Source organism: Kitasatospora sp. NBC_00240, assembly GCF_026342405.1.
Taxonomy (GTDB): Bacteria; Actinomycetota; Actinomycetes; order Streptomycetales; family Streptomycetaceae; genus Kitasatospora.
In genome coordinates, this window is the sequence record NZ_JAPEMU010000001.1 from 2,327,063 (window position 1) to 2,352,663 (window position 25,601).

21 protein-coding genes are annotated in these 25,601 nt (G+C 75.5%); 6 read left to right on the forward strand and 15 right to left on the reverse strand.

Annotated features, from left to right (window positions below; genetic code table 11):
* Positions 1-3: 3 nt before the first annotated feature.
* The 4 genes from OG689_RS09765 to OG689_RS09780 are packed head-to-tail and all read right to left on the reverse strand — an operon-like array spanning position 4 to position 3,709.
* Positions 4-774: an ABC transporter ATP-binding protein gene (locus tag OG689_RS09765; RefSeq protein ID WP_266319428.1), complete on the reverse strand. Its 771-nt coding sequence runs from the start codon at positions 772-774 to the stop codon at positions 4-6.
* The gene (locus OG689_RS09770) at positions 771-1,616 is read right to left on the reverse strand and encodes an ABC transporter permease (protein WP_266326991.1); all 846 of its coding nucleotides are present in this window, start codon (positions 1,614-1,616) and stop codon (positions 771-773) included. Before OG689_RS09770 ends, OG689_RS09765 begins: the two co-directional genes overlap by 4 nt.
* A gap of 38 nt (positions 1,617-1,654) precedes the next feature.
* On the reverse strand, positions 1,655-2,677 hold the full coding sequence (locus OG689_RS09775; RefSeq protein ID WP_266319430.1) for an NrtA/SsuA/CpmA family ABC transporter substrate-binding protein: 1,023 nt from the start codon (positions 2,675-2,677) through the stop codon (positions 1,655-1,657).
* Positions 2,678-2,701: 24 nt separating this feature from the next.
* Positions 2,702-3,709, reverse strand: coding sequence for an ABC transporter substrate-binding protein (locus OG689_RS09780; protein ID WP_266319432.1), 1,008 nt, complete (start codon positions 3,707-3,709; stop codon positions 2,702-2,704).
* 462 nt (positions 3,710-4,171) lie between these two features.
* On the opposite strand from OG689_RS09780, the gene OG689_RS09785 reads away from it, so the two are divergent.
* The gene (locus OG689_RS09785) at positions 4,172-4,954 is read left to right on the forward strand and encodes an IclR family transcriptional regulator (protein ID WP_266319435.1); all 783 of its coding nucleotides are present in this window, start codon (positions 4,172-4,174) and stop codon (positions 4,952-4,954) included.
* A 45-nt stretch (positions 4,955-4,999) separates the two neighbouring features.
* Here the strand turns inward: OG689_RS09785 and OG689_RS09790 are convergent, their stop codons facing one another.
* The 7 genes from OG689_RS09790 to OG689_RS09820 all read right to left on the reverse strand — a co-directional run bounded on the left by OG689_RS09790 (position 5,000) and on the right by OG689_RS09820 (position 11,838).
* Positions 5,000-5,710, reverse strand: a complete 711-nt coding sequence (locus OG689_RS09790) for a winged helix-turn-helix domain-containing protein (RefSeq protein WP_266319437.1) — start codon at positions 5,708-5,710, stop codon at positions 5,000-5,002.
* A gap of 81 nt (positions 5,711-5,791) precedes the next feature.
* On the reverse strand, positions 5,792-5,920 hold the full coding sequence (locus tag OG689_RS09795) for a hypothetical protein (protein ID WP_266319439.1): 129 nt from the start codon (positions 5,918-5,920) through the stop codon (positions 5,792-5,794).
* A 125-nt stretch (positions 5,921-6,045) separates the two neighbouring features.
* Positions 6,046-7,167, reverse strand: a complete 1,122-nt coding sequence (locus OG689_RS09800) for an ABC transporter substrate-binding protein (protein ID WP_266319441.1) — start codon at positions 7,165-7,167, stop codon at positions 6,046-6,048.
* Positions 7,168-7,561: 394 nt separating this feature from the next.
* Complete coding sequence (locus tag OG689_RS09805; RefSeq protein WP_266319443.1) at positions 7,562-8,179, reverse strand: ATP/GTP-binding protein; 618 nt, start codon at positions 8,177-8,179, stop codon at positions 7,562-7,564.
* Complete coding sequence (locus OG689_RS09810; protein ID WP_266326993.1) at positions 8,160-8,501, reverse strand: DUF742 domain-containing protein; 342 nt, start codon at positions 8,499-8,501, stop codon at positions 8,160-8,162. Before OG689_RS09810 ends, OG689_RS09805 begins: the two co-directional genes overlap by 20 nt.
* Before the next feature lie 101 nt (positions 8,502-8,602).
* Positions 8,603-9,016: a roadblock/LC7 domain-containing protein gene (locus tag OG689_RS09815; RefSeq protein ID WP_073922637.1), complete on the reverse strand. Its 414-nt coding sequence runs from the start codon at positions 9,014-9,016 to the stop codon at positions 8,603-8,605.
* Positions 9,013-11,838, reverse strand: a complete 2,826-nt coding sequence (locus OG689_RS09820; protein ID WP_266319448.1) for a nitrate- and nitrite sensing domain-containing protein — start codon at positions 11,836-11,838, stop codon at positions 9,013-9,015. The genes OG689_RS09815 and OG689_RS09820 overlap by 4 nt, the downstream gene beginning before the upstream one ends.
* A gap of 379 nt (positions 11,839-12,217) precedes the next feature.
* Between OG689_RS09820 and OG689_RS09825 the strand changes: the two genes are divergently transcribed.
* Positions 12,218-14,044 carry an AMP-dependent synthetase/ligase gene (locus OG689_RS09825; RefSeq protein WP_266319450.1) on the forward strand — a complete coding sequence of 609 codons (1,827 nt, stop codon included), beginning with the start codon at positions 12,218-12,220 and terminating at the stop codon, positions 14,042-14,044.
* Positions 14,045-14,153: 109 nt separating this feature from the next.
* Positions 14,154-14,534, forward strand: a complete 381-nt coding sequence (locus tag OG689_RS09830) for a hypothetical protein (RefSeq protein WP_266319452.1) — start codon at positions 14,154-14,156, stop codon at positions 14,532-14,534.
* Between the two features lie 160 nt (positions 14,535-14,694).
* On the opposite strand, the gene OG689_RS09835 is transcribed toward OG689_RS09830, so the two are convergent.
* The gene (locus tag OG689_RS09835; protein ID WP_266319454.1) at positions 14,695-15,471 is read right to left on the reverse strand and encodes a hypothetical protein; all 777 of its coding nucleotides are present in this window, start codon (positions 15,469-15,471) and stop codon (positions 14,695-14,697) included.
* 270 nt (positions 15,472-15,741) lie between these two features.
* Between OG689_RS09835 and OG689_RS09840 the strand changes: the two genes are divergently transcribed.
* Complete coding sequence (locus OG689_RS09840; protein WP_266319456.1) at positions 15,742-16,863, forward strand: polysaccharide deacetylase family protein; 1,122 nt, start codon at positions 15,742-15,744, stop codon at positions 16,861-16,863.
* Between the two features lie 192 nt (positions 16,864-17,055).
* Here OG689_RS09840 and OG689_RS09845 read toward each other — a convergent pair whose 3' ends face one another.
* The 3 genes from OG689_RS09845 to OG689_RS09855 form a co-directional block, all read right to left on the reverse strand.
* Entirely contained in the window at positions 17,056-17,835 is a 780-nt protein-coding gene (locus tag OG689_RS09845) for an SGNH/GDSL hydrolase family protein (protein ID WP_266319458.1), read from the reverse strand.
* 620 nt (positions 17,836-18,455) lie between these two features.
* A complete protein-coding gene (locus OG689_RS09850) occupies positions 18,456-19,064 on the reverse strand; it encodes a hypothetical protein (protein WP_266319460.1) in 609 nt (202 codons plus the stop codon).
* Between the two features lie 486 nt (positions 19,065-19,550).
* Positions 19,551-20,546 carry a hypothetical protein gene (locus OG689_RS09855; RefSeq protein ID WP_266319462.1) on the reverse strand — a complete coding sequence of 332 codons (996 nt, stop codon included), beginning with the start codon at positions 20,544-20,546 and terminating at the stop codon, positions 19,551-19,553.
* A gap of 708 nt (positions 20,547-21,254) precedes the next feature.
* On the opposite strand from OG689_RS09855, the gene OG689_RS09860 reads away from it, so the two are divergent.
* Both OG689_RS09860 and OG689_RS09865 read left to right on the forward strand, forming a co-directional pair.
* Positions 21,255-22,421, forward strand: a complete 1,167-nt coding sequence (locus tag OG689_RS09860; protein WP_266319463.1) for an exonuclease SbcCD subunit D — start codon at positions 21,255-21,257, stop codon at positions 22,419-22,421.
* A gap of 49 nt (positions 22,422-22,470) precedes the next feature.
* On the forward strand, positions 22,471-25,593 hold the full coding sequence (locus OG689_RS09865) for an SMC family ATPase (RefSeq protein ID WP_266319465.1): 3,123 nt from the start codon (positions 22,471-22,473) through the stop codon (positions 25,591-25,593).
* The last annotated feature ends 8 nt before the right edge of the window (positions 25,594-25,601 follow it).

Genomic DNA, 25,601 nt, shown 5'->3' on the forward strand with positions numbered 1-25,601 from the left:
GGCTCAGGGACTCACGGGCTCGGGCAGCTCGACGCCGAGGTCCGCGAGCAGCCGGCGGCGAAGGCCGGCGAAGGCCGGGTCGGCGGAGTCGCGCGGGCGGGCCACCTCGACGGTCTCGTCGGTGACGAGCGCGCCGTCGCGGAGCACCGCGACCCGGTCGGCGAGCCGGATCGCCTCCTCCACGTCGTGGGTGACCAGCAGCACGGCCGGGCGGTGCTTGCGGACCAGCTCGCCGACCAGGTCCTGCATCCTCAGCCGGGTCAGCGCGTCGAGGGCGGCGAACGGCTCGTCCAGCAGGAGCAGTTGCGGCTCACGGACGAGGGCCCGGGCCAGCGCGACCCGCTGGGCCTCGCCGCCGGAGAGGGTGGCCGGCCAGGCGTCGGCGTGCCGGTCCAGCCCGACCTCGGCCAGGGCCCGCACCCCGGTCTCCCGGGAGGCGGCGCCGCGCGGCAGGCCGATCGTGACGTTGGCGAGCACCCGCTGCGAGGGCACCAGACGCGGCTCCTGGAAGACCACCGTGCGGACCGGCGGGACGAGCACGGTGCCGGCGTCGGCCCGGTCCAGCGCGCCGAGGATCCGCAGCAGGGTGGTCTTGCCGGTGCCGCTGGCGCCGAGCAGGGCGACGAACTCGCCGCGGGCGATGTCCAGGTCGACACCGTCCAGGACGTGCCGGGTGCCGAAGGTGCGGCGCAGGCCGCGCAGGTGGACGGCCGGGGTGGCGGCGCCGTGGTCGGGGGTGGCGGCGCCGGGGTCGGGGGCGGTCGGACGGCTCATCGGGTCGCTCCTTGCGCCCGCCAGGGCATCAGCACCCGCTCCAGCACCCGGACGACACCGTCGGCCAGCAGGCCGAGCACGCCGTAGATCAGGATGCAGACCGCGAGGATGTCGGTGCGGGAGAAGTTCTGGGCCTGCGCCATCAGGTAGCCGATGCCCTCGGTGGAGTTGATCTCCTCGGCGGCGATCAGCGCGATCACGCTGAGGGTCATGGACAGCCGCAGGCCGGACAGCAGGGCCGGCAGCGCGCCCGGCAGCACCACCGTCCGCACGATCGCCCAGCGGCCGAGACCGAAGCTGCGGACCGCCTCGATCAGCTTGCGGTCGGTGCTGCGTACGCCGCCGGAGGTGGAGACGTACATCGGGAAGCTGGTGGCGACCGCGATCAGGGCGATCTTCGCGGTCTCGGTGATGCCGAACCAGACCATGAACAGCGGGACCAGCGCCAGGAAGGGCACCGTCCGCAGCACCTGGACGGCCGAGTCGAGCAGTTCCTCGCCGAGCCGGAAGAAGCCGGTGACGACCCCCAGCACCAGGCCGGCGCCGGCGCCGAACAGCAGGCCGAGGCCGGCCCGGGTGAGGGAGACGCCGAGCGCGTCGGTGAGCTGGCCGTTGCGCCAGATCTCGTCCAGCGCCTCGACCACCTGGCCGGGCGAGGCCAGCACGTCCTGGGTGAGGGCGCCGGTGGCGGAGGCCAGGGCCCAGGTGCCGAGCAGGGCGAGCGGGCCCAGGGTGCGCAGGACCAGGGCGAGGTGCCGGGGGCGGGGCGCGGGCAGTCTGGTGCGGGGGGCGACCAGGCCGGCGGCCAGCGCGGCGGCGGTGTCCGGGGCGGGGGCGGTCACGGTGGTCCGCGCGGGGGCGGCAGCGGGGGCGGGGGCGGTCACTTGCCGCCGCCGGGGAGCTTGCCGACGTCGAGCACGTAGGGCTTCACGTCGATCAGCGACTTGGTGACCTTCTGGTCGGCGAAGAACTGCGCGACGGTGCCGAACCGGACGAGGTCCGCGTCGGTGATCACGTCGGCGGTCGCCCCCGACCTGGTGACGTTGATCGCGACCTCCCGCTCGGCCGGGGTGACGGCGGTCGGGCCGGAGTCGGTGACCACGTTGAGGTACGCGGCCGGGTCGGCCTTCTCCTTCAGGCCGTTCTCGTGCAGGTAGCCGTAGAAGGCGCCGACCACCGCGGGGTACTTGTCGGCGAAGCCGCCCCGGACCGCCCAGACCGCGTAGTTGTCCGAGCCGACCTCCTGGCCGTTGACCAGGAAGTGCGCGCCGGCGTTGGCGATCTCGGGGGTGGAGAAGGTGTTCCAGGTGGCCCAGGCGTCCACCTGGCCGGAGTTGAACACCCCGGCCGTCTGGTCGGCGCGCAGGTAGACCCGCTCCACCTTGTCCGCCGGGATGCCGTTCTTCTCGAGGGCCTTCAGCAGCAGGTACTCGCTGGTGCCGCCCTGCGAGACGGCGACCTTCTTGCCGACCAGGTCCTGCACGCTCTTGATCGGCGAGCCGTTCTTCACCAGGATCCCCTCGCCGACCGCGTCGGGAGCGGTCTGGGCGAACAGCTTGAACCCCGGCTTCTGGCCGAGCGCGGCCACCGCGGAGGTGATCGAGCCCTGGGCGATGTCGAGCTGGTCGGCGGAGAGCGCCTGGGCGGCGGGCGCGAACGGGCCGGCGCTGCCCGTCCAGGCGACCTTGGCGTGGACGGCGGCCAGCGCTCTGTCCAGCGAACCGTCCTTCTTGCCGAGGGCGAGGAAGCCGGAGTTGCCCGGGTCGGGCAGCCGCAGCACCACGTCGGCGGCGGCGTTGCCGTCGGCCGAGGCCTTGGCGCTCCCGGCGGAGGAGCCGCAGGCCGCGAGCGGGGCGACGGCCAGCAGGGCGGTGGCGGCGAGGACGAGGCGGGGGGTCTTCATGGTGCGATGTCTCCTGATCGGGCGTCAGACGGAGGCGGGGCGGCGGCGGTCACGCAGGGCGCGGGCCGCGCGGAGGGGTTCGGGGTCGGTCCAGGCGCGGATGTCGACGGGGGCGTCCAGGAAGCCCTGGCCGTGCAGGAAGCGCTCCTGCTGGGCGAGCAGGCCGAGCCGCTCCTCGGAGAGGTCGAGGTGCAGGGTGCGGTGGCTGCCGTCGGCGTACGCGCCGGCCACCCCCTCGGCCCCGGCGCCGGTCTCGGCCTGCAGGATCCGGGCCACCTCGGCAGGACTCCCGGCGGCCCAGTCGGCGGCTTCGAGCAGCACGGCGAGGAACCGCACCACCAGGTCGGGGTGTTCGTCGAGCAGCCGCTGGTGGACGGTGACGGGCCGCGGGGTGCCGTTGTTGACCCGGGCCCGGCGGTCGGGGGCGGCGTCCAGCTCGACCGCCACCTCGGCGCCGATCCGGCGGGCCGCCTCGACCGCGAGGGCGCCCTTCACGTACACCGCGTCCACCGTTCCGGCCCGCAGCGCGGCGAGTTCGGCGGACCACTGTCCGCCGGCCTCGCCGGCGGGGACCTCCACCAGGGTGGCGTCGGCCAGGGTGAGCCCGGCCAGCGAGAGCGCGCCGGTGAAGCCGGCCAGCGCCATCGCCCGCCAGAAGTCGATGCCGATCCCATGGTGTGGGACGGCCAGCCGCAGTCCGCGCAGCCCGGCCGGGCCCTCGATGCCGCTGCCGGCCCGGACCAGCACGACCTGGCGCTCCTCGATCCAGGTGAGGCCGATCAGCCTGGTCCGCTCGCCGCGCGAACGAGCCCACAACGCGGGGACGTTGCCGCCCTCACGGAACAGGCCGGTGAGCGCGTGGGTGAAGTGGTGGTCCGCGGCGACCTCGGGCGGGGCGTCCTGGAGGGAGCGGACCGCGATGCCGTCGGCGGCGAACTCCTCGGCCAGCCGGCCCTGGTCGGCGGCGATGCCGGTGGCGGTGGGGACGGGGCAGCGGGTGAACCAGAGGGTGTCGGGGGCGGGGCTGGGCACGGTGGTGCCTTCCTGGGATCGGAGGGGGTGCGCGGACGCGGCGGGGCGTCACGGTGCGGCGAGGAACGGCGCGGCGACGGTGAAGCCGGAGAGGCAGTGAAGTGCACTGCGGTGGAAGGCTGTTGTCAGAGACAACAGGTACGGCGGACGCGGATCGCGGGGAGGGCGCTGCACCGGTGGGTCGTCACGGCACTGCTCCTTCCTGCTCGGGCGTCGGGGTCGCGGCGGTAGGTCCGGCGCGGTGCCGCGGCGGTGTGTCCGGCGCGGTGCCCTGAGCGTTCCACGGTCGACGAGCAGGAAGCAAGCTTTTCCACATCGTGGGATCACTTGTTCATGAAAGCCATGCCATTGCCATACCGGCGACACAATTGCGCAGGGCCGACTGCCATAGTCTGGGACCATCAGCTCATCCGGCATCAACTCCGGTACCCCGCAAGGGTCCGGCACAGAACGCGAGGTGTCATGGCCGAGGCGGTCGGCGTCCAGAGTCCCCCCACGGGCGCGCAGGCCGTGCAGCGCGCACTCGGACTGCTGCACTGTTTCCACGACAACGGCCCCGACCTCAGCGCCTCCGACCTGGCCCGCCGGACGGGCCTGTCGGTCTCCACCGCGCACCGCCTGGCCCGCACCCTGGTCGGCGCCGGATTCCTCGACCAGGACGAGCGGACCGCCCGCTACCGGCTCGGCCCGGCCGTCGCCGAACTGGGCCAACTCAGCTTCCACCAGCGGGGACTGCACCTGGCCGGCCCGGAGCTGGACCTGCTCGCCCGGCGCACCGGCGCCACCGCCGACCTGGCGATCCGCAGCGGCCCGCACGCGGTGATCCTGGTCGGTGCCTCCGTCCGGCCGGACACCGGCCTCGGGCTGCGCCGCCCGCTGCACTCCACGGCGCTGGGCAAGGTGCTGCTGGCCTGGCCGCGCCAGGGCGAGCCGAACGCCGGGGAGCTCGGCCCGCTGGAGCCCTTCACCGACCGGACCATCACCGAACCCGAGCTGCTGCTGAAGGAGTTGGAGCTGGTCCGGGAGAGCGGCCACGCTCTCAACGACGGCGAGTCCGCCACCGGGGTACGGACGGTCGCCGTGCCGGTGCTGGACCGCTCCGGCCACGCCCGGTTCGCGCTGGCCGTCCGCTCCACCCCCGAGCGGCTCACCGACGAGCGGCTGCCCTGGTTCCTCGGCCACGCCGGGACCTGCGCGAGCGCGCTGTCCGTCCTCCTGCTGCCGCCGGACCAGCGAGCGGGTTGACCCCGCCCCCGGAGGGGAGGGGTCAACCCGCTCGCTGTCGTGGAACTACGCCGCCGGCGTGTACTTGTAGCCGACCCGACGGACCGTCACGATGCTGTCGCGGTAGGCAGGTCCGAGCTTGCGGCGCAGCCGGGCGACGTGCACGTCCACCGTCCGGCCGTCACCGACGTGGCCGTAGCCCCAGACGGCGGAGACCAGGTGGTCGCGGGTGTGCACCCGCTGCGGGTGCTCGGTGAGGTGCGCGAGCAGCTCGAACTCCAGGTAGGTGAGGTCGAGCAACTTGCCGTCCACGTAGGCGTTCCGGCGCTCGGTGTCGACGGTGATGCCCTGCCCGGCGGGCTTGGCCGGGAGCTGCGCCCCGTCCGCCCCGTCCGGCGCGGACGCGAGGGTGGCCGACGGCGCCGGACCGGCCGCCTGGGGCGCGAGGCCGGCGGCGGCCGGCGCCGCCTCGGCGGGGACGAGCACCAGGTAGCCGACCATCGGGTGGCTGCCGGCCGCGCCGAACTGCACGCCGTACTGGGCCAGCAGGCCCTGCGGCAGGGCGGACTGCGGGAGGGTGGCGACGACCGTGGCGCCCTGCGGCAGGGCGGTCAGCAGCCCCTGCGGCGGCAGCTGCGGCACGGCGTGCTGCGGGCCGTGCTGCTGGGCCGCGGTGGGGTGCCACCGCTCGGCGGCCGGGGGCTGGACGGCGCGGACCGCGCGCAGGTGCGGGGTCGCGGAGGGGACGGAGAGGGTGGCCGTGGAGGAAGAAGACATGGTGTCGCTACTTTCGCGCGTGACTGACGGTGGATGTCGTCTGCGCGTCGACCGGGGCGTGCTGCCGGGCTGGACCGGAGGTCAGCGGGCGGAGAGCCGGGACGCGCTGGGCGAGCCCGGACACGTCTGGTCGAACAGGTGCGGCTGCCGGGACGGCCAGAACGGCTCAAGGTCGAAGCGACCTCGGCTGCTGTCCACGACGGAGTTCATGCCCCTATTCAACCAGATGAACGGACGATTGCGCCGCACCGGAGCCGATCGACCCTGCGTCCCGGCCCCGGGGCCACCCGCCGATCCACCCGCCGGACCGTTCGTCCGGACGGCCGCCGGGGCGGTCACCGGGCGCTCCCGGCAAGGCTGTTCACGTCCAGGAGGTGGGAGCGGACGTCGACCACCGAGGGGGTGACGTGCTGGGCGGCGAAGAGCTGGGCCACCTTCTCCAGCCGGACGGCGTCCGCCTCCTGGATGGGCCCGAGCGGGGCGGCGGCCCGGCCCACGTCGACCCGGACGTCCTTGGCCCGCCCGGACACCGCCTCCGGCCCGCTGCTGGTGAAGACGTTCAGGTAGGCGGCCGGGTCCCGCTGGGCCCTGCCGTCCACCTCGCGCAGGTAGTCGTAGAGCGCCCTGACCACCTCGGGGTGCTGCCGGGCGAGCTCGCTGCGGACCGCCCACACCCGGTAGTTGTCGGAGCCGGCGCCGAAGCCGCTGGTCACCAGGTAGGCGCTGGCATGGGCGAGTTCGGTGACCACCGGCTCACCGGCGGCGGCCCAGGCGTCCACCTCGCCGATCCCGAACTGGCTGCGGGCCTGCTCCGGGCTCAGCCGCACCCGCTGCACCTGCTCGGCCGGCACCTTGTACTTGGCCAGCGCCTGGAGCAGCAGGTACTCTCCGGTGCCGCCGGCGTCGACCGCGACCTTGCGGCCCGCCAGGTCCTTGACGGACTTGATGCCGGAGTTGTTCTTGACCAGGATGCCCTCCCCGATCGGATCGGGCTGCGCCGCGCCGAACAGCTCGAACCCGGGCTTGCCGGCGAGCGGCAGCAGCCCGGTGCTGATGCTGCCCTGCGCGGCGTCGAGCCGACCGGAGTTGAGCGCGTCGGCGGCCTCGGCGAAACCGGCCGGCGCCTCGGCCCAGGCGACCTTGGCGTGCACGGCCGCCAGGGCCCGGTCCAGCGAGCCGTCCTTCTTGGCGACGGCCAGCACTCCGGCGTTGCCGGGGTCCGGGAGCCGCAGCTGGACGGTCGCGGAGCCGGCGGCGGGGGCGGTGGCCGGGCCCGCCTCGGCATTGCCGCCGCAGGCGGTGGCGGCCAGCAGGGCGGTGGCGGCCAGAACGGGACGGGCGAACTTCACAGGGGTCTCCGCGGGAACCGGGGGCGGCGGCGGGCGCGGCCGGGCGGCGGCCCGCAGCAGCGGCCGCACCTCGGTCCGGGTCGCACCGGCACGGGCATGGAAGGGCATTGACTGATCGTCAGAGAGGGGTGCGCATCGCGATGCGGGCGCGACCGGGCACCGGAGCGCCGGCGGCGGGAGCCGCGCGGGTCCGCTCCGGTCGGGCGGGTTCAGCGGTGGTTACAGACAGCAGGCGCTGCAGATCAGCGCCAGGTCGATGTACCGGCGGACGGTCAGCGCGGGGGTGACCGGGGTGGACACGGTCGAACGGGACCGCTGAACGGTCATCGCACTGCCCTCCCCCCGAGTCACGGGCCGGGCGCCGCCGCGGCGCCGGGCCGGCCCCGCCGCGCGCACCGCGGGCGGAACCTTCCGTACAGAGCCTTCCACGCGGGGGCCCGGCAGGGCAACCCGCCGGGCGCCGGGGTCCGTCATGCGGACGGTGCGACCGCCCGGGAGTCCGTCATACGGACGGGACGACCGCCCCGGCCCGCCGGTCGGCGGCGTGCTCGACCAGGGCGATCAGCAGCTTCTTGCCGTCCTCACGGCTGCGGGCGTCGCAGAGCAGCACCGGTACGCCCGGGTCGAGGTCGAGCGCCGCCCGGACGTCCTCGGGGGCGAAGACCTCGGTGCCCTCGAAGCAGTTGACGGCGACCAGGAAGGGGATGCCGCGCTGCTCGAAGAAGTCCACGGAGGGGAAGCAGTCGGCCAGCCGGCGGGTGTCGGCGAGCACCACCGCGCCGAGCGCGCCCTGGGCGAGCTCGTCCCAGACGAACCAGAACCGGTCCTGGCCGGGGGTGCCGAACAGGTAGAGCGCCAGGCCCTCGCGCAGGTCGATCCGGCCGAAGTCCATCGCCACCGTGGTGGTCCGCTTCGCCTCGACCCCCGAGGTGTCGTCGACGGTCCGGCTGAGTTCGCTGATCTGCTCCTCGGTGCGCAGCGGGCGGATCTCGCTGACCGCCCCGACCAGGGTGGTCTTGCCCGCGCCGAAGCCCCCCGCGACGAGGATCTTGAGGGCGACGGCCGGGCCGCCGGGCCACTGCGCTCGGGAGGTGGCGGGGTCAGAGCGCACGGAGTCCATTGATCACATCTCGGAGCAGGCGCTCGTCCGGCAGTTGGGCGAGCGGGACGGGACGGGTGACGGTGATCAGCTCGGCGTCGTACAGGTCACCGAGCAGCACCCGCACCACGCTGACCGGCAGGTCGGTGTACGAGCCCAGCTCGGCGACGGTGAGCGGCTCACGCCGGCACCAGGTGAGAATGCGGTGGTGCTCCAGGTCGAGGGCGGCTTCGTCCTCGTCGTCCTCGGCCCGGTCGGTGGCCGCGATCATCGAGATCAGGTCGAACAGACCCTCCTCGGTGGGCCTGGCCCGTCCCTTGGTCATCGAGAACAGCCGGACCATCGGGCCGGCGTCGTCGTCGTACCACTGCACGTCCGCGGCCGGGCGCGGCGCGGACGCGCCCTCCTCGGGCTCCTGGCCCGTCCCCTCGGTCATCGCTTCGGTCATCTCCCGGGCGGCGCGGTTCGGGGCTCGGCGGCCAGGTGCTCGCCGACCCGCTTGACCAGCAGGGCCATCTCGTAGGCGATCAGGCCGATGTCGGCCTCGGCCTCGCTGAGCACGGCGAGGCAACTGCCGTCGCCGGCGGCGGTGATGAAGAGGAAGGCCTCGTCGAGTTCGACCATGGTCTGGCGGACCCCGCCGACCTGGAAGTGCCGGCCGGCGCCCTTCGCCAGGCTGTGGAAGCCCGCGGCGACCGCGGCCAGGTGCTCGGCGTCCTCGCGGCCGAGGCCGCTGGAGGCACCGGTGGCCAGGCCGTCGCTGGAGAGGATCACGCCGTGCCGCAGGGCCGCGACCCGTCCCACGAGGTCGTCCAGGAGCCAGTTGAGGTCCCCGGACGGCTGCGTCGTACTGGTCATGAATCAGTTCCTTCCGCTGGAGCGGGTGGTGCGGATGATGCGGATGGTGACGGTGAGGGTGATGCGGATGGTGACGGTGATCCGGGTGGTGCAGAAGCTTCGGGCGGGACGAGCGAAGCGGAGGCTCCCGGGCGGCGGCCGGTGAGGGCTGCCGGGCCGGCCGGGGCGGCGGGCAGCGCCGCCGGACGGGGGCCGGGGGTGAGGGCCCGACGGTTCGATCCGGCCCAGGGGTCGAAGAGCGCGGGACTCGCCGGGGAGGGCGCCACCGGGGCCGCGGGCACGGCGGGGGACGGCACGGCGGTCAGCGAACCGGGCCTGGCCCGGTCGCCCCGGCCACGGGTGAACCCTCGCTGGAAGGAGGTGAAGGTGGCCCGGGCCTCCTCGGGAGAACGCTCGCGGGCGGGCTCGCCCGGCGCGGCACCGGGCGCGGCCGCGGCCCGGGCCTGGGCGGCCTCCTTGAGCTGCGGGGCCAGATTCGCCTGGCGGACCCGCCGCGGCAGCAGTCCGCCGCCCGGCAGCGCACCGCCCGACTGTCCGGCACCCGACTGTCCACCGTCCGGCTGCCCGCTGTCCGGCACCCCGGCCGGGCGGCCCTGCGGGCCCTCGTCGCGCCGGTGCCGGCCGCGGCCCGAGCCGTCGGGGGCGGGCGCGGGTACCAGGACGGGACCGCCGGCCCGGCGGCGCGGCAGGCCGCCCGGCTCGCGGGCGGGCTCGGCCACCGACGGGCGGGGGCCGCCCCGGCGTCCGGCGTCCTGCTCGGGCTCGTCCGTGGCGGAGTCCGGGCCGGCGTGGCGCCCGTGCGGTCCGGTCTCGGCCAGGGCCGGCACCGCGACCAGCTCGCGCTGGCCGCGCCGGGCGCCGGCGGCGGGCGCCGTCCGGGCCTGGACCGGGACGGGGGCGGCCGGCTGCTCCGACATCACGTCCGGCGCCTCGGCGAGCAGTTCGCGCGGGATCAGTACGACGGCCGTGGTGCCGCCGTAGGGCGAGGGCCGCAGGTGCACCCGGATGCCGTGCCGGCGGGCCAGCCGGCTGACCACGAACAGGCCCAGCCGGTCGGTGTCCGCGAGGTCGAACTCCTGCTCCACGGCGAGCCGCTGGTTGATCTCGGCGAGGGCCTGGCTGCTCAGCCCGAGGCCGCGGTCGTCGATCTCCAGCGCGAAGCCGTGGGCGACCACCTCGCCCTGCACCGTGACCTGGGTCTGCGGCGGCGAGAACACGGCCGCGTTCTCGACCAGTTCGGCGATCAGGTGGGTGACGTCGGCGACCGCGCTGCCGAGCAGCCCGGTGCCCGGGAACGGCCGGACGATCACCCGGGCGTAGTCCTCGACCTCGCCGACGGCGGCGCGGACCACGTCGACCATCCGCACCGGCTTGCGCCAGGCGCGGCCCGGCGAGCCGCCGGAGAGGATGATCAGGCCCTCGGCGTGCCGGCGCATGCGGGTGGTGAGGTGGTCGAGGCGGAAGAGGTCCTCCAGCTCGGCCGGGTCCTCGGTGCGGCGCTCCATGGTGTCCAGCAGGGTGAGCTGGCGGTGCAGCAGCACCTGGCTGCGGCGGGCCAGGTTCACGAAGACCGCGGAGACGCCGCGGCGCAGTTCGGCCTGCTCGACGGCCGCCTCGACGGCGGCCCGCTGCACGGCGTTGATCGCCCGGCCGACCTGGCCGGCCTCGGCCGGGCCGAACTGCAGCTCGGGGGTCTCGGCGGCGATGTCGACGGGCTCGCCCCGGCGCAGCCGGAGCATCACCGAGGGCAGCCGGTTGGCGGCCAGCTCGTGGGCGGCGTTGCGCAGGCCGATCATCTCCCGGGCCATGCCGCGGCCGATCCGGTAGGAGATCACGATGGAGAGCACGATCGCGGCCAGGCCGATCGCGCCGGCGATGCCGCCGCGCCAGAGCAGGCCCATGGCGTAGGAGTCGGCGCGGGCGTCGATGCCGCCCGCCAGCCGGGCGTTGATCGCGTCGAGGTCGCTCAGCGCGCGGTCGGCGACGGCCCGCCAGTCGTCCCCGTTGATGGCCTCGGCGACCCGCTCGTAGCCGGCGGCGTTGGTGAAGTCCCGTTCGGCGCGCTCCAGCGCGGACCAGTTCTCGCCGCTGCGCAGGCCGACGTAGTCGGTGCGGTCGGCGGGTTCGAGCTCGGCGATGTAGACGGTGAACAGGGCGCGCTGGTTGTGCAGGGCGTCCAGCGCGGCCTGGTACTGCTGCGGGCTGATCTTGGCGGTGGAGGCGCTCAGGCCGCCCATCGCCGCGTCCTCCTGCGCGAGGTACTCGCGGGCCCGGACCAGTTCGATCAGGATGGTGCCCTGCCGGGGCAGCTGGCCGCTCTGCCGGCTGACGAAGGCCGAGCGGAACGCGAAGGTGGGTTTGATCAGGTCGCTGTACTGGTCGAGGATGTACGTCCAGCTGACCATCGAGCGCTCGATGTGGTCACGGACCGCGACCACCTGGTCGTAGCTCGCCAGGACTTCGCGGAAGCGGGCCTGCTGGGTGCCGTCCAGCTTGCGGGCCTGCGCGGTGCCGACCTTGGCGTGCAGCGCCTGGGCCTCCCGGTCGGTGGTGGTGCGGGCCTTGTCGAAGGCCTCGGCGGCGGGTTGCGAGCGCGGGTCGGCGAGCTTCAGGACGGCGGCGCTGCGCTCGTTCTGCAGGTCGTGCGCGTACTGGTCGACCGTGACGCCGAAGCTCTGGTAACTGCTGCTGACCTCGAACTGGGTCCAAACATCACCGGTGGTGACCAGGGTCGCGTAGACCCACAGGGCCGTGAGCGCGACGATGGGCACCATGAGCAGCGCGATGACCTTCGCGCGGATCGAGCTGCTGCGCAGACGCATGGGGTCCTCGGTCGGGAAATGCCAGGCGCGGACAAGGATCGGTTTCGGGCAGGCAGGGCCGCCGGAGGACCCGGCCGCGGGATTTGCGAGAGCCTACTACGCCCTGACCATTCGTTCGAGGGTCGAACCGGTCGTTGACAGGCGGTTGTCCGTATGATCCGCTAAGTCCGATTGGCGCCCTCGGTGCGCGCCCGGCCGCCGACCGCTCAGGCACTTTCCTCATCGGTAGGTGCCGATCTCGTCCCATGACCGCTACAGCCCTGGGCAGTGACACGGCAATCCGATACCTTCGCTCCCACCTGCCCGTCCCACAGCGCCGCCGCACCGGACGCCCGCTCGGGCCCCGGCAGGCGAAGCCGTCACGGAAATCGGGGGGAACGTGCGCGAGTCCATCAGCACCGCCGCGCCCGCCACCGCCGCCGGCGGCCTCGCCGACTCGCTCTACGACGCCGCCGAACGCACCCCCGGACTGATCCAGCTGGCCCGCCGCGAGGCCGGCTCCGAGCAGTGGCACGAGGTCACCGCCGCCGACTTCCGCGACCAGGTGCTCGCCCTCGCCAAGGGCCTGCTCACCCGCGGCGTGCGGTACGGCGACCGGGTCGCCCTGATGTCCCGGACCCGCTACGAGTGGACCCTCTTCGACTACGCGCTCTGGTCGATCGGCGCGATCTCCGTCCCGGTCTACCCCACCTCGGCCGCCGAGCAGGTCCGCTGGATCCTCGCCGAGACGCAGGCGGTGGCCTGCGTGGTGGAGGACGAGGACCACGCGATGACCGTCGGCGCGGTCTGCGACGCGCTGCCCGACCTGAACGGGATCTGGCAGCTCGACCAGGACTGCGTACGGGCCATCACCGAGGACGGCCGCGGCGTGCCCGACTCCCTGGTGCACCGCCAGCGCCTCGGCGTCACCCCCGACACCATCGCCACCGTCATCTACACCTCGGGCACCACCGGCCGCCCCAAGGGCTGCCTGCTCACTCATGGCAACCTGGCCGTCGAGGCCGACACCCTGCTCGACGGCTGGCACGAGGTCTTCCACGACTCCGGCTCCGAACCGCCCTCCACCCTGCTCTTCCTCCCGATGGCCCACGTGTACGGGCGGGTCGCGCAGATCGCGGCCGTCCGCGGCGGCATCCGGCTCGGGCACCTGGCGGAGATCAGCACCGACGCCCTGCTGCCCGCGCTGGCCGGCTACCGGCCCAGCGTCCTGATCGCCGTGCCCTACATGCTGGAGAAGATCTACCAGCAGGCCCGGCGGGCGGCCGAGGAGGCCGGCCGGTCCGAACTCTTCGAGCAGGCCGCCCGGGTGGCCGTCGAATGGGCCGCCGCCCGGGAGCAGAAGGCGCTCGGGCACGGACCGGGGCCGGGCCCCCGGCTGCGGCTGCGGCACGCCGCCTACGACCGGACGGTCTACCAGCGGCTGCGGGCGGTGCTCGGCGGCCGGGTCCGCAACCTGATGTCGGGAGGGTCCACCCTCAGCCGCGACCTCGGACTCTTCTTCGCCGGCGCCGGGATGACCCTCTACGAGGGCTACGGCCTGACCGAGACCTCCGCGGCGGTCACCGCCAACCCGCCCGGCCGGGCCAAGTTCGGCACGGTGGGGCTCCCGCTGCCCGGCGCCGCGGTCTCGATCGCCGACGACGGCGAGGTGTGGGTGCGCGGCCCGATGGTGTTCGGCGGCTACCTCAACCACCCGCGATGTACCGCCGAGGCGCTCTACGACGGCTGGCTGGCCACCGGGGACCTCGGCCACCTCGACGAGGACGGCTACCTCAGCATCGTCGGCCGCAAGAAGGACCTGATCGTCACCAGCAGCGGCAAGAACCTCGCGCCGAGCAGCCTGGAGGAGCGGGTCCAGGCCCACCCGCTGGTCTCCCAGTGCCTGGTGGTCGGCGACGACCGACCGTACGTCGCGGCGCTGATCACCCTGGACGGGCCCGCCCTGGCGCACTGGCTGAAGACCCACGGCCGCGAGCAGCTGGACGAGTGGGGCATCCTCGCCGACGAGGAGCTGCACGCCGAGATCCAGCGGGCCGTGGCCGCCGCCAACACCGCCGTCTCCCGGGCCGAGTCGATCCGCGCCTTCCGGCTGCTCCCCCGCGAGTTCACCCTGGAACTGGGCCTGATGACCCCTTCGCTGAAGCTGCGCCGGGCGGCGATCACCGAGCGGTACGCCGAGGACATCGAGGAGCTGTACTCGCCCTAGGTGACCGAACGCCAGATGACCTGTCCCCAGGCGATCGCTCCCCCAGGTGGCCTGTCCCGAGCGGCAGTTCGTGAAAAGCACTGTCTGCGGACCTTGCGCCGACCCTATCGTGATCTTCCATGAGAGACCTTGGACCATCGCCCTGATCGCGGCCGGAGCCGTCGCTCCGGCCGGCGGCGGGTACGCCGCCGGAGCACGGACGCCCAGTTCCGCGGGGCCGTCCTGCGCCGAGGCGAGCCAACTGGTGAACGGCTTCGTCGAGGAGTGGATCAAGCTCGACAAGGACGATGCCCGGCGGCTGCTCAAGGCCCGATCGGCGGCCGACGTCATTGTGCAGAACCCTGACTGCTTCTCCTTCAGCTCGAAGGTCCAGGCGCAGTCGGCGGCGGATCGACTCGGCCGGAGCGGCAACTCCCTCGCGATCCGGCTCGCCGCGGGGATGGCCGTCTGCGAGGCCACCGGAAGGCAGCCGTTCACCTGCCAGCGATGAGCGGGACCGACCACCCCTGACCGGACACCGGTCACGGACCGGTCCGCTGCCGGCCGACCGCCCACGGTCACCGACCCGACGAGGCCCGTCGTCCGGGGGGCCGGTCCGGCGGACGGACGCACAGGCCGACGGACGGGCGGACGGCCGGGCGGACGGCCGGTCAGTCCGGCCGGCGGGCGGTGCCCGGGCCGAAGCGGCGGCCCTGCGGGGCCCGGCGGCGGTGCTCCCCGCGCAGTACCAGGGCCGGCCCGTCCTCGCCGTACGCGCCGCAGGCCGTGGCGGACCACGGCGACCACTGCTGCGGGACGGTGTAGTACGGCACCAGCACGCCCGGCGAGCGGCGCCCGGCGGCGCCGGCCGGGAGCAGTGCCGGCAGGACGTCCGGGAGTTGCCCCGCGAGGATCGCCCGGCGGCAGGCGGCGCAGGCGGGCCTGCGGTCGGCCGCCGCCTCCCGGGCCCCCGTCCGGGGACGCCGGCGGGCCCGGTTCGACTGCTTGGGCGGGGCGCCCGGCACGGCGCCGTGCAGCGGGTTGTAGAAGCAGCGCAGCACCGGCGGGCCGGGCCGGCGGCCGGCGTGCGCGGCGTGGGCGGCGGCGAGCCGCTCCACGGCCCGCTCGGCCAGCACCACCGCCGCCGTCAGGTCGGGCAGGTCGGCCGCCTCGTCCAGCAGCTTCCCGGCGGCCTGGTAGGCGTCCAGCGCCCAGAGGTAGTCCCGCCGGGCCGCGCCCTCCTCGGGCGGCAGGTCCAGCTCGGCGGCCCGGAAGACCTCGCCCGCCGTCGCGACCCGCTCCGCGGCGAACCCCGCCAGCCGCTCCCGGAGCACCTCCCACTCGCGGAGCGCCAGCTCCTGCCGTTCCTTGGCGACGCGCCCGCCGCGCACCGGGCGCTCCTCCGCGCGGCCGCTCAGCAGGCCGATGAACCACCAGCGGCGGAACACCCTGACCTCCTACGGGACGACGTCCCCTCATTCTCCGCCTGCGGACCGGCCGGTGGAAGCACCGGGGGCCCGTTGATCCGTTCCGGCCGGCGGGCGGCCCTCCCGCCCGGCACCCGATCACGCCGTGCGTCCGGCTCTTGACTGACCGTCTGGTCCAGTCCATTGTTTGCCACGGCCTGAGTGCGGCACGCCACGGCTCCCACCCCTCGGGGAGCGTCCCCCTGTTACGCGCGCCCCTTCCGGGCGCATCCCCCACACAGGAGAACTCCGGTGTCCAGACCCCTGCGTCGTCTCGCGGCGTGCGCCGCGAGCGCGGCCGTCGCCGCCCTCGCACTCGCGGCGCCCGCCGCCCAGGCCTCGGCCGAGCCCGCCCCCACCGTCAACCTGGCCACCAACCCGGGCTTCGAGATCCCGGCCCTCCCGCTCGCCGACTGGGGCGCGGTCCCCGGCTGGAGCTGCGGCGCCGGTGAGGCCACCGTATCCGCCGGGCAGGCGCACACCGGCGACTCCGCGCTGTCCGTCGTCCCGGCCACCGGCGACTCCACCGGTGAGTGCGCCCAGACCGTCTCGGTGCTTCCCGGTACCACGTACACGGTCTCCGCCTGGGTCCGCGGCGCGTACGTGTTCCTCGGCGCGACCGGGACCGGCCACGACGTGGCGCCGTCCTGGGTGGAGAACACCGGCGGCCAGTGGCAGCGGCTGACCACCACCTTCACCACCGGCGCCGACGCCTCCTCGGTCCGGCTCTACCTGCACGGCTGGTACGGCCAGGGCCCGTTCGGGGCGGACGACGTACAGGTCGACGGCCCGGCGCCGGCTCCCGCCCGGGCCACCTGGAACGTGCCGACCAGCGACAACGTGGTCTTCTTCACCATCGACGACGGCTGGCAGCGCACTCCGGAGGCGGAGCAGTTCATCACCGCGAACAAGCTGCCGATCACGGCGTTCCCGCTGCCGATGCCGTCCGGCTTCGAGCCCGACTTCTTCAAGCGGGTGACCGCCGTACCGGGCTCCTCGGTGCAGAACCACACCGTCTCGCACCGGGACCTGACCACGCTCCCGCTCGCCGAGCAGCAGGCCGAGATCTGCGACGCCCGGGACGCGGCCGCCCGCGTCTACGGGACACCCACCACGGTGTTCCGCCCGCCCTACCTCGCCTGGAACGCCGACACCCTGCAGGCCGCCGCCAACTGCGGCATCCGCACCGTCGTGACGGCGACCGCGGACTTCAGCTGGGGTGCCTCCAACGTCTGGCACGGCGGGCCGCTGCAGGCCGGTGACGTGGTGCTGATGCACTTCACGGACACCCTCGCGGGGGACCTGCAGCGGGCCCTGGCGGCGGCTCAGGCCGCCGGCCTGCGGCCGGCCGGACTCACCGAGTACCTGCACTGACGGCGGGCGGCCGCCCGCACCGGGAGGCCGCCCGCTTCGTGCCCCGGCCCCCGTCGGCGCGTTCCTCCGCGGAGGGACGGCCGGCGGGGGCCGGATCGTGCAACGGCCGGCCTGTCGGCCGGTCGGACCTTCTTCACGGCAGGCCCTGACGGGCGGGCCGGATCGGGCCGCGGCCGGTCAGGTCACGCCGGGTCAGGCCGCGGCGGAGAACACCGGGAGGTAGCCCCCGGACTGGCCGGCCGCCTTCGGGTGGTAGCTCTCGTCGACCGGGAGCACCGTGCTGTTCAGCCACACCGTCCCGCCGGAGCAGATCTCGTGGCCGGTGAACGCGCTCCGCACGTCGGCGTAGCTGAAGCCGGCGTTCGCCGCCCGCTTGGCGGTCACGTCGGCCAGGGTGTCCGCCGCACTGTTGATGGCTGCCCGCTTGGTGTCCCCGATCCCGAAGATGCAGCTGCCGCCGATCTTGTAGAGGTGCGGGTAGCCGAGCACGACCACGTGGGCGTTGGGCGCCTTGGCGTGGATCTGGGCGTAGACGTTGTCGAGCTGGGCCGGCAGCGTGTTTGTCGCGTAGCTCTTGGCGGCGGCCACCGCGGCCAGGCAGGCCGTGTCATCGTCGAGCACGCAGGTCTGCATGGTGCTGGCGAAGCCCGCGTCGTTGCCGCCGATGCTGATACTGACCAGCGTGGTGTTCGCGTCCAGGACGGACAGCTGGTTGTTCAGCACGTCACCGGTTCTGGCGCCCGAGCAGGCGACGAACGCGAAGGCCGACGGCGCGTGGGCGTTCTTCCAGAGGTAGGGGTACGAGTTGGTGCTGCGCTTGCAGCTACCGCTCTCGCTCGTGTAGCTGCCGGCCCCTACGCCGGCGGAGTAGGAGTCGCCGAGGGCGGCGTAGCGCACCCCCGCGGCACTGGCGGGTGAGGCCACGAAAAGACTGGCCAGGGTGAGGAGAATCGCCAGTGTGGCGACGGACATTGCACGAGCGGGGCGCATGGCACCTCCACGTGAGTGACAAGGGTCACAGTTGTGATACCAGGCGGTAGTGTTCAGTGGAAGCGGTCATGCCAAAGATATTGACGGTCCGTCTCATGGCCATTCGGTGAACTGGGCCACCCGGCAGGGGAGATGCCCTGCTCAGAGCCACCGACCAAGGCGGTCGGGCCGGACGGCGCGTCGGACCGGGCCCGCCCGGCGGCCCGCCCGGAACCCGAACTCCCGGTCGTCACCCGGACGGAAGAGCGGTTCCTCGGCAGGCGGCCGACAGGCCGAGCGGCCCGGGAAGCCGGACGAGGCGCCCGGGCGACGGGGCGGGCGAGGGGGTCGAAGGGCACCCGCGCGGGCGGGCCGAGCGGAGTACGGGTGGGAGTGCGGGCCCGTCGGGTGCGGACCGGCGCGGTGCGGGCCGGTCCGGTGCGGGCCCGTCGGGTGCTGGCCGGTCCGGTGCGGTGCGGGCCGGCGCGGGCCGGTCGGGCCGGTGCGGGCCGGCACGCCTTCCACTCGGGCCCGGGCCCCGGGTGCTGTCCGGACGTCAGGTGCCGCGGCATCGGCCGACGCTCAGCACACCGGCAGGTGCTCGGGGCCGGTCGGGCCGGGGCTCAGCCGCCGAGCGGGAAGACCGGGCCGCCGAGGACGGGCAGCTCCTCGATCGTCTCGTTGGCGGCCGTGGGGACACCGAACTGCGCGGCGGCCACCGCGACCGCGGCACGCGCCTGGCGCAGACCGGTCGGACCCCAGCCGAGCAGCTCCACCGCGAGGCCCGGCGCGACCAGCAGGCGCCGGTAGTGCCGCCCGGAGGCGGGGTCGGGTGCGGTCGGCCCGACGGCACGCAGCGCCGCCGCCATCCGGACCCGCGCGCACTCGTGCCCGCCGTTCGCGGACCCGACCCGGTCGTAGAGGTAGCCCAGGTAGTGCGGCGGGCCGATCACGGCCTGCGCCTCCTCGCCCGCCTCCCGGGCCAGCGCCGTCGCCGGGTCGCCGTCGTCCTCGGGCTCCAGCGAGCCGCCGGGCAGGCTGACGATGCCGTCCCGGGGGTTCACCAGCGTCAGCACCCGGCCGTCCGGCGCGAACAGCCAGCCCCAGGACTGCTTGACGGGCAGCCCGGGCGGCACCGACTCGCCCGGCCGCCAGGGCCAGCCGGCGGGGGGCCGGCGCCGTACGCGACCGAGCAGGTCGGCGATCTCCACGCTGTACTCGATGCGGCCCATTCGTCCCCCCTCCGGTGCCGGGGCCCGCCGCGCGGCCGGCTGCCGGCGGGCGGCCCGGTCTGCTGCATGGCCTGCGGAGCGGGCGGGGTGGGGCCGCCGCGCGCTCCGACTGTTGATCTTCCACGAATCTTCCCCGAACAGGCGGTCGATGAACAGCCCCCGGCTCCCGCGTGGCGTACGCGCCACTCCACTGCCCGGCCACCCTGGCGCCACGTCCAGGACACCTGGGCGCCCCCGACCCGCAGGACGACGACCGGCTCGTACTGCGACGACCCGCCCGGCAGGGCCCGGACCACCGCGCACGGGACGGCGAGCACGGACGGCCGGGGGCGGCCCGCGAGCACGGACCGCGAGCACGGACCGCGAGCACGGACCGCCGCGGGGGCGACCGGGCGAGGGCAGCCCGGGGTGCCCGGGCGCCCGTCGCGGACCCCCGGGCCGCGCCGAGCACCGGCCCCCGGTGCTCGGCCTGCTGCGGACCCCGACTCAGCCCCCGGCCCCACCCGCCTCCCCGGACCCGCCCGCGCCGGACCCACCCGGACCGTACGGGCCCGGACCGTACGGGCCCGGACCGTACGGGTCGGGGTCGCCCCCGTCCGGGGCGGACGCCCTCGGCCCCGCGCTCGGACCAGCGCTCGGCCCCGCGCTCGGTCCCGGCCGGGGAACCTGGCAGCCGGCCGGCCGCTCGGGGAGCGCGAAGCCGGGTCGGGCGGCCACGCCGTGCGGCAGCCCGACGCCCCGTACGGCGTCCTCCGCCAGCGCCGCGAACACCTCCGGCACCGTCATCGGCCGCAGCCGCCCCGCCACCAGCAGCCAGCCGCACACCAGGGGCGGGCGGCCCGCCGCCGGCACGCTGTGCAGCAGCAGCTCCCCGGCGCCGTCGGCCGCGATGCCCGCCGCCAGCGTCACGCAGAAGGCCTCGGCCTCCCGACCGCCGACGAACAGCCGCCCGTCCTCGGCGCAGACCTCGGCCGCCGCCGTCAGCGCCTCGCCGTCCTCCGGTCCGTGCGTGCGCAGGGTCAGCAGGTGGCAGCCCTCGCCGGCGCCCGCCGCCAGCGCCAGGTAGAGCTCCGAGACGTGGCCGAGCACCACCGTGAGCCTCGACTCCCCCTCCTCGTCCTCCTCCAGGGCGGCCAGCAGCGCCGAGCAGGCGATCGAGATCCGGACCCGGGCCCGGTGGTCCTCGACCAGCACCGGGAGCAGCTCGCCGAGGCGCTCGCCCGCGTACACGAACGGCTCCCCCGCCAGCTCCGGATCGGCGGCGTACGCGACCCGGGCCACCGGGTCGTCGGGGCCGAGGCCGAACTCCTCGCAGAAGTCCTCGAAGTCGGCCGGTTCGAGGACTCTCAGGTGCACCTCCAGGCCCTGGCCGCGGAGCGCCCGCAGCTGGCCCTCGGTCCGCCGCAGGTACGCCTCGAAGGTGGCCCGGCCGAACATCCCGTACCGGCTGAGGCAGGCGAAGTCGGTGGCGTCGGCGGCCACCGCGAGGGCGACCGGCTGCGGCGGCGGGCCCCCGCGCGGCCCGCCCCGGCCGCGCGGGCGGGGGCCGGGACCGCCGGGCCCGGAGCCGGGATCGGCCGGCCCCCGCCCGGGCCCGGTGCGGACGGCCCCGGGGCGGACGGCCCCGGGGTACGCGCCCGGCCCGGCGCCTCTCGGGTGCCGGGGGTGTTCCGGCTGTCCGCCACGGGCCGCGGGCCGGCCGGGGCCCCGGTCGGCGAGACCGGGGCCGTGTCGTCGGTCACGGCGCTCCCGCCCCGCCGGCCCCGCCCGCCGGGGCCGCCCGGCGGGCGGGGCCACCGGCGCACGGCGGCTCCCGGGGGTGGCGCGAGGGCCTTCGGGGGCTTCGCGCTCCTCGCGCTCCTCGCGCTCCTGGCGCTCGGCGCGGTCCTGGGGCTCTTCGAGGCACGAACGGTCTTCAAGGTGCCGGCGGTACTGGACGGGCTCGGACATGGCCCTCCCTCTGTCCTCGGTCCACCCGGGCTGCACGCCCGGGCCGTGCCGCCGGATCGGGGCGCGGCACGGTCGCCGGACGGCCCGGAGGACCCGGGTGTCCGACAGTTCGAGACCATACGCAGTGTCACTGACAATCGACGGAGAGCGACAGAACGCGGAGGCCGGTGAGGCTGGTGGGACAGGCGTCCCGCCCGTTCCGCCCCGAGTTGTCGGTGCCTGCCGTTAAGGTCGTGGACCATGCGACTGCTGCATACCTCCGACTGGCACCTCGGGCGCTCCTTCCACCGGGAGAGCCTGCACGACGCCCAGCGCGCCTTCCTCGACCAGCTGGTGGATGTGGTCCGGGCGGAGCGTGTCCAGGCCGTACTGGTGGCCGGCGACGTGTACGACCGGGCGCTGCCCGGGCTGGAGGCGGTCGCCCTCTTCGACCAGGCCCTGCACCGGCTCGCCGCGCTCGGCGTGCCCACCGTCTTCATCAGCGGCAACCACGACTCGGCCCGGCGCCTGGGCGTCGGCGCCGGCCTGATCGACCGGGCCGGCATCCACCTGCGGACGGACCCGGCCGGCTGCGCCACCCCGGTGCTGCTGGCCGACGAGCACGGCCCGGTGGCGGTCTACGGGCTGCCGTACCTCGAACCGGCGTTGGTCCGCGAGAGTTTCGGCCTGGAGCGCGGGGGCCACGCGGCCGTCCTCGGCGCCGCCATGGAGCGGGTCCGGGCGGACCTGGCCGGCCGGCCGGCGGGCACCCGCGCGGTGGTGCTGGCGCACGCCTTCGTGACCGGCGGGGCGCCCAGCGACAGCGAGCGCGACATCGCGGTCGGCGGGGTGGCGAACGTGCCGCTGTCGGTGTTCGACGGGGTGCACTACGCCGCCCTGGGCCACCTGCACGGCTGCCAGACCCTGGCCCCGCACGTGCGCTACAGCGGCTCCCCGCTCGCCTACTCCTTCTCCGAGGTGGACCACCGCAAGTCGATGTGGCTGGTCGACCTGGCGGCGGACGGCTCGGTGACCGCCGAGCGGGCGTACACGCCCGTCCCCCGGGAGCTGGCCTGCCTGCGCGGGCGGCTGGAGGAGCTGCTCGCCGACCCGCGCCACGCCGGGCACGAGCAGTCCTGGGTGCAGGTCACCCTGACCGATCCGGGCCGCCCCGCCGAGCCGATGGAGCGGCTGCGCCGGCGTTTCCCGCACACCCTCCAGCTGCTCTTCGACCCGGACGAGACCGAGTCCGGCCCGGCCCGGTCCTACGCGTCCCGGGTACGCGGGCGGACCGACCTGGAGATCGCCGAGGGCTTCGTGCGGCACGTCCGGCCCGGCACCGAGCCGGACGACGCCGAGCTGCGCTGGCTGCGCGAGGGCTTCGAGAGCACCCGCGAGAGCGCCGACCGGCGGGCGGACCAGCCATGACCGCCCCCGCGGGCCGGCCCGCACCCCACCGCCGCCAGGAGCCGCCCCGATGAGACTGCACCAGCTGACGGTCACCGCCTTCGGCCCGTTCGCCGGCACCGAGCGGGTGGACTTCGACGCGCTCTCCTCCGGCGGCCTGTTCCTGCTGCGCGGCGCCACCGGCGCGGGGAAGAGCAGCGTGCTGGACGCGGTCTGCTTCGCGCTCTACGGCGAGGTGCCGGGGGCCCGTACCGCCAACCGGCTGCGCAGCGACCACGCCGACCCGAACCGGCTGACCGAGGTCCGGCTGGAGCTGACCCTCGGCGGCCGCCGGCTGGAGATCATCCGGCAGCCCGAGCAGCTCCGCCCGAAGAAGACCAAGGCGGGCGGGCTGACCAAGGAGCGGGCCCAGACCCTGCTGCGGGAGTGGGTGGCCGACACCGGCGACGGCACCCCCGGCTGGCGGGCCGGCAGCAAGTCGCACCAGGAGACCGGGGAGGAGATCCACCGCCTGGTCGGGATGAGCCGCGAGCAGTTCTGCCAGGTGGTCCTGCTGCCGCAGGGCGACTTCGCCCGCTTCCTGCGCGCGGACGCCGCCCAGCGGGCCGAGCTGCTCGGGCGGCTGTTCGACACCCGGCGGTTCGGGCAGGTCGAGAGCTGGCTGGCCGACCGGCGGCGGGCCCAGGAGGCCGCCGTGCAGGCCGGCCGGCGCGGGCTGCGCGACCTGGCCAGCAAGGCCGAGCAGGCGGCCGGCCCGGCGGCCGAGCCGGCCGCGGGCTGGGTGCCCGCCGAGGACGACGCTCCGGGTGCCTCGGCGGATCTCACCGCCGGCGTGCTCAGCTGGGCCGCGATCCTGCGCAGCGGTGCCGCCGAGCAGCTCACCGTGGCGGAGAGCGCGCTGGCCGGTGCCCGGGAGCGGCATCAGGAGGCGCAGCGCCGGCAGGCCGCGGCGGGCGAGCTGGCGGAACACCAGCGGCGCCACCGCGAGGCCGTGCTGCAGGCCGCCCGGCTGACCGAACAGGAGTCCGCGTTGGCGGGCGAGCGTGAGCGGCTGGCGGCGGCGCAGGCCGCCGTCGGGGTGGAGGCCGTGCTGCGCCTGCGGGACGCGGCCGTGCGGGCGCACGAGGACGCCCGGCGCGAGGAGCACCGCCACCGGGAGAACCTGGGCCGCTTCCCGGCCGGGACCGGACCGGCCGCCCAGAACGACCCGAACGACCCGAGCGACCCGAGCGACCCGGCCGGGGTGCCCGATTCCGGCCCGCTGCTGGCCCGGGCCGAGGCCGAGGAGCTGGCGCGGGCCGAGCTGCGGCTGCGCGCCGAAGTGGTGCGACTGGAGGCCGCCGGGGTCCAGGAGCGGCGCTGCGCCGAGCTGGTCCGGGAGGAGGCGGCGCTGGACGAGGAGCGGCGCCGCGCCGAGGAGCTGGCCGAGGAGGCCGCCGAGTGGCTGGCCGGGTTCGATGCCCGGTTCACCGCCCTGCAGGAGGAGCAGTCCGCCGCCCGGGCCGCCGCGGCGAAGGTCGAGCAGCTGGACGTCCGCAGGGCGGAGGTCACCGACCGGCTCGGCGCCGCCCGCCGCCGGGACGGGCTGCGCGAGGAGATCGGGCGGGCCGAGGAGCAGCGGCTGGGGCTGCACGCCGGCTTCCTGGACGCCCGCGAGCAGAGCCAGGACGTCCGCGAGCGCCGGCTGGCCGGCATGGCGGCCGAGCTGGCCGCCCAGCTGCGGGCCGGCGAAGCCTGCCGGGTCTGCGGCTCCCCCGGGCACCCGGCACCGGCCCGGCCGGCCGGCGGCCAGGTCCGCCCCGAGGACGAGGAGCGGGCCAGGGCCGCACAGGCCGAGGCCGAACGGAAGCTGACTCTCGCCGATCAGTCCCTCACCGCCCTGCGGGTGCAGGAGGCGGCCGCGGCCGGCGCCGCCGGCGAGGAGAGCACCGATGCGCTGGGCGCCGCGCTGGCCGCCCTGGCCGAGGAGCACCGCGCGGCCCTGCGCGCGGCCGACGCGCTCGGGGCGGTGACCGGGCGGATCGAGGGGCTCACCCGGCAGCAGGCGGAGCAGCAGTCCCGGCTGCGCGAGGCCGGCGAGCGGAGCGCCGTCCGGACGGCCCGGCTGGAGTCCGTGCGCACCGAGCGGCAGGAGCTGGCCCAGCAGGTGGCCGCCGCCCGCGGCGAGGCCGGGTCGGTGGCCGAGCGGGCCGCCGCGCTGGCGGCCCTGGCTCGGTCGGTGACCGGGCTGCTGGCCGCCGCGCGGGCCGGCGCCCAGGCCGGCGCCCGGCTGAAGGAGGCCGAGCAGGAGTTGGCCGGCGCCGCCGTCGCGGCCGGCTTCCCGAGCGCGCGGGAGGCCGCCGCGGTGCTGCTGCCGGCCGCCGAACGCGCCGCGCTGCAGCAGCGGCTGGAGCGGCACCACAGCGAGCTGTCGGCCGCCCAGCGACTGCTCGCCACCCCGGAGCTGGTGGCGGCCGCCGCCCGCCCGCCGGCGGATCCGGCGGGCGCCCGGTCGGCCGCGCAGACCGCGACCGACCGGCTGGCACGCGCCACCGCGGCGCAGCACGCCGCCCGCGATCGCTGCGCCGACCTGGCCCGGATCGGGCTGCGGCTGGGCGAGCTGGCCGCCTCGCTGGCCCCGGTGCTGGACGGCTACGCCCGGATCAGCCGGCTGGCCGCGCTGGCCGCCGGCACCTCCACCGAGAACCGGCTGCGGATGCGGCTGGAGTCGTACGTCCTGGCGGCCCGGCTGGAGCAGGTGGCGGCGGCGGCCAGCGACCGGCTGGTCCGGATGTCGGGTGGGCGGTACACCCTGGTGCACAGCGACGACCGGACGTCCGGCGGCAAGCGCTCGGGCCTGTCGCTGCGCGTGGTGGACGCCTGGACGGGCACCGAGCGGGACACCGCGACGCTCTCCGGCGGTGAGAGCTTCTTCGCCTCTCTGGCGCTCGCGTTGGGCCTGGCGGACGTGGTGACGGACGAGGCCGGCGGGATGCCGCTGGACACCCTCTTCATCGACGAGGGCTTCGGCACGCTGGACGAACAAGCGCTGGAGGAGGTGATGGACGTGCTGGACGGCCTGCGCGAGCGCGACCGGGCGGTCGGCATCGTCAGCCATGTCGCCGACCTGCGCGCCCGGATCCCCGCTCAGTTGCTGGTCAGGAAGAACCGGCACGGTTCGACCCTGTCCCTGGTGGGCCGGGAGGACGCCTGACGCCCGGG

Bases quoted from the DNA above. Each gene is read 5' to 3' on its own strand.
- OG689_RS09850 (WP_266319460.1), bottom strand. From the start codon at position 19,064: ATGGGCCGCATCGAGTACAGCGTGGAGATCGCCGACCTGCTCGGTCGC.
- OG689_RS09790 (WP_266319437.1), bottom strand. From the start codon at position 5,710: ATGTCTTCTTCCTCCACGGCCACCCTCTCCGTCCCCTCCGCGACCCCG.
- OG689_RS09810 (WP_266326993.1), bottom strand. From the start codon at position 8,501: ATGGTCCGGCTGTTCTCGATGACCAAGGGACGGGCCAGGCCCACCGAG.
- OG689_RS09815 (WP_073922637.1), bottom strand. From the start codon at position 9,016: ATGACCAGTACGACGCAGCCGTCCGGGGACCTCAACTGGCTCCTGGAC.
- OG689_RS09845 (WP_266319458.1), bottom strand. From the start codon at position 17,835: ATGTCCGTCGCCACACTGGCGATTCTCCTCACCCTGGCCAGTCTTTTC.
- OG689_RS09860 (WP_266319463.1), top strand. From the start codon at position 21,255: ATGCGACTGCTGCATACCTCCGACTGGCACCTCGGGCGCTCCTTCCAC.
- OG689_RS09800 (WP_266319441.1), bottom strand. From the start codon at position 7,167: ATGCCCTTCCATGCCCGTGCCGGTGCGACCCGGACCGAGGTGCGGCCG.
- OG689_RS09820 (WP_266319448.1), bottom strand. From the start codon at position 11,838: ATGCGTCTGCGCAGCAGCTCGATCCGCGCGAAGGTCATCGCGCTGCTC.
- OG689_RS09785 (WP_266319435.1), top strand. From the start codon at position 4,172: ATGGCCGAGGCGGTCGGCGTCCAGAGTCCCCCCACGGGCGCGCAGGCC.
- OG689_RS09795 (WP_266319439.1), bottom strand. From the start codon at position 5,920: ATGAACTCCGTCGTGGACAGCAGCCGAGGTCGCTTCGACCTTGAGCCG.
- OG689_RS09865 (WP_266319465.1), top strand. From the start codon at position 22,471: ATGAGACTGCACCAGCTGACGGTCACCGCCTTCGGCCCGTTCGCCGGC.
- OG689_RS09775 (WP_266319430.1), bottom strand. From the start codon at position 2,677: ATGAAGACCCCCCGCCTCGTCCTCGCCGCCACCGCCCTGCTGGCCGTC.
- OG689_RS09805 (WP_266319443.1), bottom strand. From the start codon at position 8,179: ATGGACTCCGTGCGCTCTGACCCCGCCACCTCCCGAGCGCAGTGGCCC.
- OG689_RS09765 (WP_266319428.1), bottom strand. From the start codon at position 774: ATGAGCCGTCCGACCGCCCCCGACCCCGGCGCCGCCACCCCCGACCAC.